Origin of the sequence: Psychrobacillus sp. FSL K6-2836 (genome assembly GCF_038003085.1) — a bacterium.
Taxonomy (GTDB): Bacteria; Bacillota; Bacilli; order Bacillales_A; family Planococcaceae; genus Psychrobacillus.
Genome location: NZ_JBBOOM010000001.1, coordinates 780,194 through 793,640 on the forward strand (window position 1 = coordinate 780,194; position 13,447 = coordinate 793,640).

The window sequence follows — 13,447 nt, forward strand, 5'->3', positions numbered from 1 at the left end:
ATTAACCAACAACTCCCATCAAGTATACTACTGTAAAGATGAATACCCACACTACATCAATAAAATGCCAGTATAGAGAAGCAGTATAATATTTTGGTGCATTATACAAACTAAATCCACGTTTTGCATTACGTAACATTAATAGAATAATCCATCCTAGTCCAATTACTACGTGCAATCCATGAGTACCTACAAGCGTAAAGAATGCAGATGAGAAAGCACTTTGTCCATAAGTAAAACCTAAATGTACATAATGATTAAACTCATAAATTTCTAAACCTAAGAAAGCTAATCCTAAAAGAACTGTTATAGCTAACCAAGTTTGCATACCTCTGAAATTGTGATTTTTCATGTGATACATTGCGTAGACACTTGTTAATGAAGAAGTTAATAATAGCATCGTCATAACAAATACTAACGGTAATTCAAAAAGTGTATCAGTTGAGAACGTCATACCACTTGGACCTTTGTTTTTTAATGCTAAATACGTAGCAAACAAACTTGCAAATAGTACAGTTTCTCCACCTAGAAATAACCAAAAACCTAAAAATTTATTCTTACCTTCTAAAGTAACTTGCTCAGGATGATCTGGCCACGTTTGTGGGGAGTACTTTTTATTAAAGTCCATAATTATTTACCCCCTTCATCATTCATTAAATCTTCTTTGTGAATATGAAATCCATGATCGTCTTTAATCGAACGTACAGCCATAGACCCAACTGTAATTGCTAAACCTAAAACAATGACTGGAACTGCCCAATCTTTTTCACCATTGTATAGTGCTCCAAAGGCTGCGATAAACAAACCAATTGTCATAACAAAAGGAATGAAAGAATTGTTTGGCATATGGATATCAGAAAGTGGTTCTGCATATGTCATACCTTCTTTGTTACCTTCTTGTTTTTCAATCCAGAAAGTATCTAAACCACGAACAAGTGGCGTTTGTTTAAAATTATAGAACGGAATCGGTTGTGGAATAGCCCACTCCAATGTACGTCCATCTTCCCAAGGGTCATTTCCAACTTTTTCGTTCTTAACGGCTGTAATTATGATGTTAATTACTAGTATTATTACACCAATTGCCATCAATGCAGCACCTACAGAACTGATTAAGTTGAAAGTATCCCAACCTTGGTCTGCTCCGAAAGTAAATACGCGACGAGGCATACCCATAAGTCCTAAGAAATGCTGTATAAAGAACGTACAGTGGAAACCAATAAAGAAGAACCAGAACGTCCATTTACCTAATGTTTCATTTAACATTTGATTGAACATTAACGGCCAATATAAGTGTACTCCTGCTAAAATTGCTAGCACTACCCCTCCAACGATTACATAGTGGAAATGGGCAACGATAAAGTACGAATCATGTAATTGGTAATCAAGCGGAGCTGCTGCTTGCATAATACCAGTTACCCCACCAGCTACGAATGAAGGGATGAAACCTAACGCGTATAGCATTGGGGTCGTAACTTTAATACTTCCTCCCCAAATTGTAAGCAGCCAGTTAAAGATTTTCATACCCGTTGGAACTGCGATTGCCATAGTAGCAACTGCGAAAATTGCATTAGCTGTTGGTCCTAAACCAACTGTAAACATATGGTGAGCCCAAACCATGAATCCTAAGAAACCGATTAATACAGTTGCAAAGACCATAGACGAGTATCCAAATAAACGTTTACGTGAGAATAAGGCGAATATTTCAGAGAATATACCAAAAGCAGGTAATATTAATATATATACTTCAGGATGCCCGAAAATCCAGAATAAATGCTCCCAAATAATCGTATTACCACCCATTGTATGGTCAAAGAAGTTACCACCGAACATACGGTCAAAGATTAAGAAGAATAATCCAATAGTAAGTGGTGGGAATGCAAATAAAATCAATGCACTAGCTACAAATGTAGTCCAGGTAAACAATGGCATACGCATATACGTCATACCTGGAGCGCGCATATTAATAATTGTTACAAGGAAGTTAATACCTCCTATATAAGTACCAGCACCGGCTATCTGTAGCCCAAGAGCATAAAAGTCAATACCATGACCAGGTGATGCTAATGATAATGATGCATAAGAAGTCCATCCTGCATCAGGTGCTCCTCCCATAAACCAAGATAGGTTAAGGAAAATACCACCAAACAAGAATAACCAAAAACCAAGCGCATTCAGAAATGGGAATGCTACGTCACGTGCTCCAATTTGAAGTGGCATAACAGCATTCATAAATCCAAATAATATAGGCATGGCTGCAAGGAATATCATAGTTGTACCATGCATTGTAATAATTTCGTTAAATAGACCCGCACTAACAAAATCATTATCTGGTTTTGCTAATTGAATTCGAATAAGCATTGCTTCGATACCACCGATTACGAAGAACAAACCGCCGGCAGCAAGGTACATGACTGCAATTTTTTTATGGTCTACTGTTGTTAAATAGTCCCATAGAGTTGCGCCAAAGCCTTTTTTCTTTGCGATAGAACTCACAACTTTAACCTCCCTCATAATTTATCTGTGGAACTTATTTTTCTACAGATAGTCCCATTAGATATGCTGCAAGAGCATCTAATTGATCTTCACTGAACTCTTTGCCGTCGTTAATAGTTTTTGGCTGAGGCATTAAGTTACCTGGTTTGTATTTTTGAGGATCACTGATCCAATTTTTCAAGCTTTCTTCATCATGAGACATAAATCCAGCAACACGATTGCGATCTCCAAAAGTTGCTAAGTTTGGTCCCATTCCGCCAGTTGAACCAGCACCTGAAGTTGCGTGACAAGCGATACAGCTAGTATTGAAAATTTCTTCACCTTGAGATGCAAGTTCACCTTCAGCTACATGCTCTTTAGTTTTCATTGTTTCAACCCAAGCGTTAAAATCTTCACGTTCTAAGGTTTTTACTTTGAAATCCATAAGCGCATGTGACGGTCCACATAGTTCAGCACATTTACCATAGAATACACCTTGCTCTAAACTAGCAGATGCATCATCGAATTCTAAATAGAATTGGTTAACGTTTTCTACGTTTGTATCCATTTTACCGCCAGCTGTAGGAATCCAGAAGGAGTGTTTCACATCAGCAGCTTTTAAATTGAAATAAACTTTTTCATCCGTAGGCACTACTAACTCTTGAGCAGTAACAATTCCTAAATCCGGATATTCAAATTCCCACCAATAAAGACTTGCTTTAACATTTACAGTTACATTTGTTTTGTTTCCATCTTCATCGACTTGATCCATTGCAGCTACATCCGCATGTTTATATGTATAGTAAACAGTTGGAACAGCAAGAACGATTAATAGTAAAATTGGAATAACTGTCCATATTATCTCAAGCGTATGACTTCCTTCTACTTGTTTAGGAATAACATCTTCCCCAACTTTTTTACGACGGAATTTCACTAGAGCAACAACATAAATAATTACTACTACAATAATAACTAAAGCCATAATAGCAGAAGATAGTAATAACAAGTTAAATTGATCTCTTCCGACTTGTCCTGCAGGTGTAAGCGTCGATAAGTATTCTTCGCCACAACCCGATAAGAAAATCGTTAGAGCTGCTAACAGTGAAAAAAGTCGCCATTTTTTAAGCCCTCTCATCATAGCTAAATCAAACCCCTCTTTCATAGTTGTTTTCATGTTTCTTTGGACTGTGGTTCTGTTTATATGAATTCTTGTTGACTAAAGAAAGAATTCCAGCAATTAGATAAAGATAGAAAAAATAATTATAGCTACGAATAATATCGTCATATAGTTTAAGGAATATATGAACATTCCTGTTGCCCATTTGATATCATCCTTCACACGGAAACCTTTAATGGAAAAGTATAACCATCCCAGATTAAGTACCGTTGCCAAAACAACAAATATTACGCCCAATTCCATTAGTAAAAATGGTAATGGGAATAATAGTAGAATCCATAAGAGTATGGACACTTTTGTACGTTTAAAACCTTTTACAACTGGTAGCATTGGAATATTTGCAGCACGATATTCTTCCGTACGCTTCATCGCCAATGCATAAAAATGTGGAGGCTGCCATGCAAACATGATCAAGAATAAAGCAAGTGCTCCAATACCTAAACTTGGTTCAACAGCTGCCCATCCAATCACGGGCGGTATTGCACCGGATATACTACCAACTATTGTGTTACTCACATGTTTTCGTTTTGACCACATCGAGTATAACACAACGTAACTGATGATTCCTGCTAGTCCCCAAACTCCTGCTGAAGTAGAGGCCAAAAATAATAATATTTCACCTACAATCATTAGTGAAAAAGAAGTTATAAGCACGGCTGATGGACTAAACCGTCCAGTAACTGTTGGTCTTCCTTTTTTGCTCTTCATGACAGGATCTATATCACGATCGATAAAATTATTCATAGCTGCAGAACCCGCGATAATCAATCCAGACCCTATAAGCGTATAGAATAATATGTCTAACTCTCTAAGAAAGTTTCGATCAGTAAATTGAAATGCTAGCCACATACCAGCAAATGTTGTAAATAAGTTAGAATTGACTATACCTATTTTAATGAGTGAAAGAAAATCTTGAAAAAATGTAGTGTTTACCTGTTCAGTTTCAGTCTCATTAGTTGCGGTTATTGAATGACCATTTGACATGCTGCCCCTCCTTTCAAAGTTGTAAGCATATTCCGCTACCTTTTACTATAACGAAAATCTTTAGTAATTTCTACAGTTAATGATAATTTTCGCATAAATAGTTAAGATACTCATTTATATACTTAGAACATATCAATAGTAAAGCATTTACGCAGATTGTTTGTGAATGTTCGAGTACGAATTTATGAACAATTTGTGAAAAACAATTACTCTACCTATTAGTTTAAAGGTTATACATTGTATTTTCCTTCGTGATTCGATATCATCAAAAAGCAGATACCGTCTTTTAAGACGAGCAAGATACATAAAGTAGGTGGCGTATTGCATATTCATAAAAATTTAAAATGGTTAGCTGTTGCATCTACAGTTGGTATGCTGCTCATTCTTTTAGGAGGAGCATTAGTTACTAAAACCGATAGTGGGATGGGATGCGGTAGACACTGGCCTGGCTGTAACGGACAACTTATACCCGATGTAATAACAGCTGAAGTATTGATTGAATTCTCACACCGTTTAGTTACAGGGGCTGTTGGTATATTAATTGTCGCTCTAGCTGTTTGGGCATGGAAGGCTCTTGGACATGTTCGAGAAACAAAGTTCTTATCGGCAATGGCGGTATTTTTCTTAGTCGCTCAAGCATTGATAGGAGCGGCACAGGTAAAATGGGGACAAGGTGATTTTATATTGGCCCTGCATTTTGGGATATCTCTCATTTCCTTTGCGTCCGTTTTATTACTGACCTTATTAGTTTTTGAGATTGACCGAAAGTTTGATACAGATAAAATCAGAATCGGCAAAACATTAAAGTTCCATACCATAGGTGTAACACTTTATTCTTATATTGTCGTTTACACCGGCGCGTTAGTCCGACATACAGAATCTAGTCTTATATGTAATGACTGGCCATTATGTAATAATAACCAGTTTGCTCTTCCCACTAATTTATATGAGTGGGTACAAATGGGGCATAGAGCTGCTGCTGGATTAATATTTATTTGGATTTTAATTATTGCAATTCATGTAATGCGAAATTATAAAGATCAACGGGCAATTTACTGGGGATGGATCATTTCCTTAATATTAGTATCCTGCCAAGTAATTACCGGAATGTTAGTCGTGTTGACTAAACTTAATCTTTACGTAGCTTTACTCCATTCCTTATTTATATCTCTATTATTCGGTTTGTTATGTTATATGATTCTATTACTATCAAGAAGTAAGATGAACAATTAAATAAGAAAAACCTGGCAATAATACTTCCGTTACTTTAAGTTTATAACCTGTTTCTATCATTTTTGGACGGGCTTTAGACAGACTTGATAGCTATATTATTTCCGATTGAATTTTTAGAGGCTGGTTGTGACGTCCTTCACAACCAGCCTCTCTTTTTCGGTAATTTTATGGAGTTAGTCTATCCCTCACCCTCCTTCAACTCTTAGAAGCAGGTAAGTGCGTTTTTGCATAAGTATAGATAAGCTACTTTCTTATTCAATGAGTAAGCTCTCGTAGATGCAATTTCGTTCGCTATTTCGCTTCTTTAGTTGTACGCAGGACACTTTATTTGCTTTCTTAATCTTCAAAAAAGGCTGTTAGATAAGAATATCTAACAGCCTTTGGTTTATTCTTTTTCCATCTCGATCAATAAATCACCGGTTGCGATAGCTTCTCCTGCAATTACATGAATTTCTTTAACAACTCCATTAAACGGTGCTTGTACAGTAGTTTCCATTTTCATGGCCTCCGTAATAAGGAGATGTTGACCTCTTTTTACTTTGCTACCTGTAGAGATTGCCACCTTTAGAACGGTACCTGGCATTGTTGCTCCAATATGACCTTCTTTCGTCAAATCAGCCTTCGGTTTAGATAGATGACTCACTTCTACATTTATATCTTGAATAGAAATTTCACGTGGTTGACCGTTTAATTCGAAGTAAATAATACGGTTTCCATCATGAGTTGGCTCGCTTATAGATACAAGCTTGATGATTAGCGTTTTTCCGACTTCGATTTCTACTTCAATTTCTTCCCCTAATCTCAATCCGTAAAGAAAAGTTGGTGTATCTAATACAGATACATCACCAAAGTTTTTATCCGTTTCACTATATTCTTCAAAAACCTTTGGATATAGAGTGTAAGCAAGAATCTCTTGACTAGTTACAGGTCGATCTAATTTACGGAATAGCATTTCTTTAATTTCCTCGAAGTCCACAGGCTCCAATAATTCACCTGGACGAATTGTAATTGCTTGACGATCCTTTAGGATTACTTTTTGTAATTCTTGTGGGAATCCTCCGTAAGGTTGTCCAATATATCCTTCAAAAAACTCTATAACAGAATCTGGAAAATCGATTGTTTTCCCTCTCGTAATGACAGAAACTTCATCTAGATTATTTTGTACCATGAATAAAGCCATATCCCCAACTACTTTAGATGAAGGTGTAACTTTCACCACATCACCGAACAATAGGTTTACACGAGAATACATCTCTTTTACTTCTTCCCAACGTTCTCCAAGTCCAACCGCTTTTGATTGCTGCTGAAGATTACTGTATTGTCCACCAGGCATCTCATGAACATAGATTTCAGTATGAGGACTCATCATGCCACTTTCAAAGTCTTGATAATATTTACGAACATCTTCCCAATAATAAGAGATTTTTTCGAATGCCTCGATATTTCCAATAACCTCTCTATTTGAACCTTTTAGTGCATAACTTAAACTACTTGCGCTTGGTTGCGAAGTTAAGCCCGCCATCGCACCTAATGCAGTATCCACAATATCTACTCCTGCTTCAATTGCTTTTGCATACGTAAATACACCGTTACCACTAGTATCATGTGTATGAAGATGAATTGGGATATCAACCGTACTTTTCAACTCGCTTACTAAACGATAAGCTGCTTCTGGTTTTAATAGCCCAGCCATATCCTTAATCGCTAAAATATGCGCCCCAGCGCTTTCTAATTCTTTTGCCATTTCTTTGTAGTACTGTACCGTGTATTTGTCTCTAGAGTCATCTAAAATGTCTCCAGTGTAACATAGAGCCGCTTCTGCGATTTTACCGGATTGTCTAGTTGCATCTATTGCAACTTCCATTCCTTTTATCCAATTTAGGCTATCAAAAATTCGGAATACATCAATACCAGCTTCAGCAGACTTTTGTATAAACTCTTTTATAACATTGTCCGGATAATTTTTGTATCCTACTGCATTGGCACCACGGAATAACATTTGGAATAATACGTTTGGAATCATTTGTCTCATTTTCAACAAACGATCCCACGGGTTTTCTTTTAAGAAACGGTATGCAACGTCAAAAGTTGCCCCACCCCACATTTCATAAGAGAACAAATCATGCATACCTTGCGCAGATTCTTTCGCAATTCCAAACATATCGTAAGAACGGACCCTTGTTGCTAATAATGATTGGTGAGCGTCTCGGAAAGTTGTGTCAGTAAGCAAGACACCTTGTTGTTCTTTCACCCATTTAACCACGCCATCGGCACCTTGCTCATCTAGAATTTGCTTTGTACCTGCTGGAGGTACAACACTCAGATCAAATTTAGGTGTTCTAGTTGCGCCAAAAATAGGTTTAGACTTTTTCTCAATACCTGGGAAACCATTAACTGTAACATTTCCTATATAATTTAATAGTTTAGTACCTCGGTCTTTACGATTTGGGAACAAAAATAATTCAGGAGTTGTATCGATGAAGCTCGTATTGAATTGACCAGAGATAAAGCTTTGATGTTTTACAACATTTTCTAAAAACGGGATGTTCGTTTTAATCCCTCTGATTCGGAATTCCTGTAAGTTTCTGTCCATTTTAGCAGCAGCTTCTTTAAAAGACATACCCCAAGTAGAAACCTTCACCAATAAAGAATCATAGTAAGGTGTAATGATAGCCCCTTGGAAACCGTTACCTGCATCTAAGCGTACGCCGAATCCACCACCAGAGCGATAAACCATCAATTTACCTGTGTCAGGCATAAAGTTATTCAATGGATCCTCCGTTGTTACACGGGATTGAATCGCAAAGCCAAATAACGGTATGTTATCCTGACTTGGAATTCCCATTTCTTCGCTATTAAGTGCTATACCATCAGCTATTTTAATCTGTGCATGTACGATATCTACACCGGTGATCATCTCTGTAATCGTATGCTCCACTTGAATACGTGGATTTACTTCAATAAAAAAGAATTCATCATCTGTCACTAAAAATTCTACTGTTCCAGCATTTATGTAGGATACATTTTTCATTAATTGGACAGCTGCTCCACATATTTTGTCGCGCAATTCTGAATTTAGAGAATTGGAAGGTGCTATCTCCACAACCTTTTGATGTCTTCTTTGAATAGAACAATCACGTTCATATAAATGGATTAAATTCCCTTGCGTATCTCCAAGGATTTGAACTTCAATATGTTTAGGTTTGAAAATACAACGCTCAACATATACTTCATCTGAACCAAAAGCAGCTTTCGCCTCTGATTTAGCACGTTCATATGCACTTTCAAGCTCATCTTCAGATTGAACGACGCGCATTCCACGACCGCCACCGCCTAAGGAAGCTTTAATCATTAAAGGATACCCGTGAGCTTTCCCAAATGCACGTACCTCTTCAACAGTATCTAATGGACCATCACTCCCCGGAATAACGGGTATACCTGCAAGTACTGCTTGTTCACGAGCTTTCACTTTATCACCAAACATGTCTAAATGCACAGAGGTAGGACCGATGAAGATAATTCCTTCCTCTTCACATCTTTTCGCAAAATCTACATTTTCCGAAAGAAAACCATACCCAGGATGGATTGCATCGGCTTTGCTTTCTTTTGCAATTCGAATAATATCCTCAATATCTAAGTAAGCATCAATTGGTTTCTTACCTTCTCCAACTAAATAGGACTCGTCGGATTTAAATCGGTGAAACGAACCACTATCCTCTCTAGAGTATATCGCTACTGTTCGAAGGTTTAACTCTGTACATGCTCGAAAAATTCGTATTGCTATTTCCCCTCTGTTCGCAACTACTATCTTTTTAATCTTTCTCATCTCATGCACCCCTTATTGTCTATTTTTTTCATGCTTCACGAACATAGAAACGTTCATCAATATCCCAATGGCTGCCGATAAAATAATAATAGAAGTACCCCCGTAGCTTATAAATGGAAGTGGTACCCCGGTCAGCGGGATAATTCCAAGCATTCCTCCTAAGTTTATAAATGTTTGAAACCCTATAATACTACCAATACCCGCAGCAATCATACGGGCTTGGGGATCCTTTGTAGATAAAGCAATATTAATAGCCTTAAATACTATAAAGAACAATCCACATAAAACAATTAATACACCGATAAGACCTAGTTCTTCTGCTATGATAGCCATTATGAAATCAGTATGTGGTTCGGGCAAATATCCATATTTCTGATTGGAATTCCCTAAACCTAAGCCTGTTAAACCACCTGATCCAATAGCAATATAACCATTTACAATTTGATATCCATATCCTTGTTCGTAATCAAAAGGATTGAAAAATGCTTCTAATCTTCCTCTTCGATGGGGAGTCAATAATGCATCTTTCATCATATAGATAGCAAATAGTCCCGCAATTATAACTATACCAATTAATCCGATTATTTTGGAAAATGATTTAAATTTAATTCCGCTAGCTGCAATTACTGAAATAGCTACGAAACTAATAATCATTGTATTCCCAACATCTGTTTCCATCATGATTGATACGAAAACAAAAAATAGTACGAGTAAAGGTGGACCAACGGATTCATTTAATTTATCTAATGTACCATTTTCAGATTTTTTTGCAAATATTCCGGCGAAATATAAAACTATTACTAGTTTTGCAACTTCCGATGGTTGTAAGTTAAAACCTAAGTCGATCCAACTTTGGGAACCACTTTCTCCACCGACTCCGATAATATGTACTAAAAACAAAAGTGTAAACATAACAAGAAGCATCAGTTGCATCATTGCTTTATTTTTATAATGCTTATAAGGAAAAAAGGCGGTTACGAAGAATACTGGAATACAAAGTAATAAATTTGATTTTTGCTTGTTGAAAAAATGATCTGGCTCCCATCCGTAATTCATTACTGCCCAGCCCATACTTGCGCTATAAATCATTACCAAACCAAAAAAGCATAAAGCTAAGTAGACAAAAAATAATGGGTAGTCAAAGTTTCTTGCATAACGTTTTAAATATGAAATCATGTATTTTACCTCTGTTTCTTTATATAGAAAAAAAACTCAAACAGATAGTTTGTTTGAGTTTTATAATTATTTTTCTGTATGAATCTCATGTAAAACGGATAATTCTTTTTCAAGAGAAGCGATAATCTCTTTTCCTTCACTTTTCTCTAAAAGACCAAGTTTAACCGCAAAATCTATTTCACGTGATAATCCAAACATTTGTGTGTCTAAAACCTCTTCATAAAGAGGGCATTGAGGCATCGTTAAGTTATCCATCTGCACTTTTATAAGCTGCGCAATCTTTTCTGCATCTTTTTTCAAAAGCTCTAATGCCTTTTCTTGATACGAAATTTGTATATTAGTATCCATGAGGACGCCCCCATTTTTATTATTTCTAATTATTTATCTCCCTAAAGTGTATCTTTTGAACAGGAAAATTGCAAGTGTTCTCTCATTTAACTTATGGAAATAGTTAAATATTCTTTAGAACTTATCAATTTAAAGGTATACTTATTAAGATTAGATAGTTTAGAGGAGGCAATTTTGTTGGAACTTATCATACCAGTTAAAGGTGCAGTTAAATTTAATATTACGTTAGACCCTACCGTTTGGATTTTCGATGATCGTAAAATCGATTTGGATGAGTTTTTTTCTGGTGAATATGAGTACAAAGATGAGCTAGAAGAGTATACAAAAGTCACATCAGCTCATTGGTCACGTGAAATCATTGAAGGATCTACAAATCCACCAACTTTACAAACAGAAAAAAAATATGAACGAACAAAAGCACTTACAAGTACTTTCGGAATTGACATGAAACCATTTATCCTAAATTCTGAGCCTCTGCCAAACGCAACAAGAGTAGTGGTTGAAACAACAGAGGGTGAACATATATTTTCTTTAGAAGATTTAGAAACACTATTATTGAAGTTTAGTCATAAAGGTAAACCACTCCGCGCAGATGGTCCTGTACATGTATTGAAAAAAGATGGATCAAATATTAATACTCCGGTAAAATTTGTCACAGCGTTCCGTGTAGAATAGGAGATGTATAGATGAAAGTACAATGTGCTATTTGTGATAGAATTGATGAACTCCCAGATGATCTCCCACTGGCTAAGAAGCTCAGAAATCGCCCAATTCACACGTATATGTGCCCAGAGTGTCACGATCGTATTGAAGAAAGAACCAATAGCCGACTTGCAACCGGGAAGTTCATTTTTTATAAGAGTTCACGATTGATTGAAAACGAATTTTAGTATGTAGCTTTTTTAGGAGAAAAAGTGAACTTTAAACAGTGGGGATTTTCTTTATCCCCCACTAATTGAAAATGGAATTTAGGCAAACTTTTCAGCAAATTGATGTTTTATACACAAAAAACCTCCACGATTCGTGAGGTTTTTTTATTTTTATATGTTTTTTTAAGACACTAGCTCTATCTTTCTTAAATAGTATGTTTCTTCCCTAGTCATGTGGTCAGCCATAAGCGGTGTAAAGGTTCCTAATACTTCTTTTTTGAGCTTCATTTCTTCCAGTTCCCTTAGGAACTCTTTAAAAATAGTCATTTCTAATTCTATATCATCATGGAATTTGTCTAATGCCGGGAATTTATCAACATTTGCTCTTAAAAAGCCTGCTAATTCTACTGCTTTTAAATAAAAGTCCTCCCACTCTTTCATAAATTGCTGCCCTTTTTCTTTCAGTTGCTTCTCGACTCTGTCCAGGTCTGCATCAATTGCACCAGCATGGCCTGCAGCATCAATTAGCCATAGTAAATCATGATGCAAAGGATGTACATCTGGAATGTCTTGACCTTTCTCTAAATAAGAGAACACCCTGATGGCTTCCTCTACTTCATTTACCATATGATTGATGAACGAAGGTGGCAGGGAAATCTTTATTTCCCCAACTAAATGGTCTTTTATTATCCATAATTTAAAAGCTCGAATCTTTTCACTAGCTACTTTGGATTTTTGGACTAACGTAATAATATCCTCATTAGTTAAATTGTTTTTTGAAATTTTTAGCAATTGGTCAAACCGTTTAATAAAAGAACTTGCTGCCTCAATTTTCTCTCTCTCACTTGGAGCCAATGAATCATGGATAAATCTAGCGTGGTCTCCCAATATTTGTAACCAAAAATGAAGTTCGTACAATGCGGATTCTTGGAACGTTTTCGCCAGTTAAAATCCCCCTTTTTACATTATTAAAGTATATGCAAGGTACAAAGGATTATATGTAAAAAGCCCGACTACATTTAAGTAGTCGAGCTTTGTCTTTTCTCAAGTCGTAAGCGTATTTTGTAAATAATTAAAATCAATGCTGCCACGATTAACCCTTCCACAACAGGAAGGAAAAATGCGAGGAACGTCAACATCAAACAACCTAATAACAAAAATACGTAAATAACAACATTTTGACTAAAACGCAATTTCTTTGCAAATCCAAGCTTGTACACAAGCACAGAAAGCAAGAAAATTAAAACAAATAGCACATAACCAGCTATATCGAAATTTGGCATAACCTCATAAATATATCTCGCTATACTAGACATTCTACCAAATACGAATTGCTTTTCCTCCAAGGTTATTCACCCTTTC

The 13,447-nt window shown here is 36.3% G+C and carries 12 protein-coding genes; 3 read left to right on the forward strand and 9 right to left on the reverse strand.

Going from position 1 to position 13,447, the window contains the following annotated elements; translation table 11 throughout:
- Position 1: 1 nt before the first annotated feature.
- The 4 genes from MKY37_RS03870 to cyoE form a co-directional block, all read right to left on the reverse strand.
- A complete protein-coding gene (locus MKY37_RS03870) occupies positions 2-628 on the reverse strand; it encodes a cytochrome (ubi)quinol oxidase subunit III (RefSeq protein WP_340773964.1) in 627 nt (208 codons plus the stop codon).
- Between the two features lie 2 nt (positions 629-630).
- Positions 631-2,493 carry a cytochrome c oxidase subunit I gene (locus tag MKY37_RS03875; RefSeq protein WP_340773966.1) on the reverse strand — a complete coding sequence of 621 codons (1,863 nt, stop codon included), beginning with the start codon at positions 2,491-2,493 and terminating at the stop codon, positions 631-633.
- Positions 2,494-2,527: 34 nt separating this feature from the next.
- Positions 2,528-3,610, reverse strand: a complete 1,083-nt coding sequence (coxB, locus tag MKY37_RS03880; RefSeq protein ID WP_340779838.1) for a cytochrome c oxidase subunit II — start codon at positions 3,608-3,610, stop codon at positions 2,528-2,530.
- A 99-nt stretch (positions 3,611-3,709) separates the two neighbouring features.
- Positions 3,710-4,633: a heme o synthase gene (gene cyoE, locus MKY37_RS03885; RefSeq protein WP_340773968.1), complete on the reverse strand. Its 924-nt coding sequence runs from the start codon at positions 4,631-4,633 to the stop codon at positions 3,710-3,712.
- A gap of 321 nt (positions 4,634-4,954) precedes the next feature.
- Between cyoE and MKY37_RS03890 the strand changes: the two genes are divergently transcribed.
- Positions 4,955-5,866: a COX15/CtaA family protein gene (locus MKY37_RS03890; RefSeq protein WP_340773970.1), complete on the forward strand. Its 912-nt coding sequence runs from the start codon at positions 4,955-4,957 to the stop codon at positions 5,864-5,866.
- 385 nt (positions 5,867-6,251) lie between these two features.
- Here MKY37_RS03890 and pyc read toward each other — a convergent pair whose 3' ends face one another.
- The 3 genes from pyc to MKY37_RS03905 all read right to left on the reverse strand — a co-directional run bounded on the left by pyc (position 6,252) and on the right by MKY37_RS03905 (position 11,216).
- On the reverse strand, positions 6,252-9,692 hold the full coding sequence (pyc, locus tag MKY37_RS03895; protein ID WP_340773972.1) for a pyruvate carboxylase: 3,441 nt from the start codon (positions 9,690-9,692) through the stop codon (positions 6,252-6,254).
- Between the two features lie 12 nt (positions 9,693-9,704).
- Positions 9,705-10,868: an FtsW/RodA/SpoVE family cell cycle protein gene (locus MKY37_RS03900; RefSeq protein ID WP_340773974.1), complete on the reverse strand. Its 1,164-nt coding sequence runs from the start codon at positions 10,866-10,868 to the stop codon at positions 9,705-9,707.
- 66 nt (positions 10,869-10,934) lie between these two features.
- Positions 10,935-11,216, reverse strand: a complete 282-nt coding sequence (locus tag MKY37_RS03905) for a YlaN family protein (protein ID WP_340773976.1) — start codon at positions 11,214-11,216, stop codon at positions 10,935-10,937.
- A gap of 177 nt (positions 11,217-11,393) precedes the next feature.
- Between MKY37_RS03905 and MKY37_RS03910 the strand changes: the two genes are divergently transcribed.
- Entirely contained in the window at positions 11,394-11,891 is a 498-nt protein-coding gene (locus MKY37_RS03910; protein WP_340773978.1) for a peptidyl-prolyl cis-trans isomerase, read from the forward strand.
- An 11-nt stretch (positions 11,892-11,902) separates the two neighbouring features.
- On the forward strand, positions 11,903-12,106 hold the full coding sequence (locus tag MKY37_RS03915) for a YlaI family protein (RefSeq protein WP_340773981.1): 204 nt from the start codon (positions 11,903-11,905) through the stop codon (positions 12,104-12,106).
- A gap of 162 nt (positions 12,107-12,268) precedes the next feature.
- Here the strand turns inward: MKY37_RS03915 and MKY37_RS03920 are convergent, their stop codons facing one another.
- Both MKY37_RS03920 and MKY37_RS03925 read right to left on the reverse strand, forming a co-directional pair.
- The gene (locus MKY37_RS03920; RefSeq protein ID WP_340773983.1) at positions 12,269-13,003 is read right to left on the reverse strand and encodes a DUF2935 domain-containing protein; all 735 of its coding nucleotides are present in this window, start codon (positions 13,001-13,003) and stop codon (positions 12,269-12,271) included.
- Between the two features lie 101 nt (positions 13,004-13,104).
- Positions 13,105-13,431: a YlaH-like family protein gene (locus MKY37_RS03925; protein WP_340773986.1), complete on the reverse strand. Its 327-nt coding sequence runs from the start codon at positions 13,429-13,431 to the stop codon at positions 13,105-13,107.
- Between the last annotated feature and the right edge of the window lie 16 nt (positions 13,432-13,447).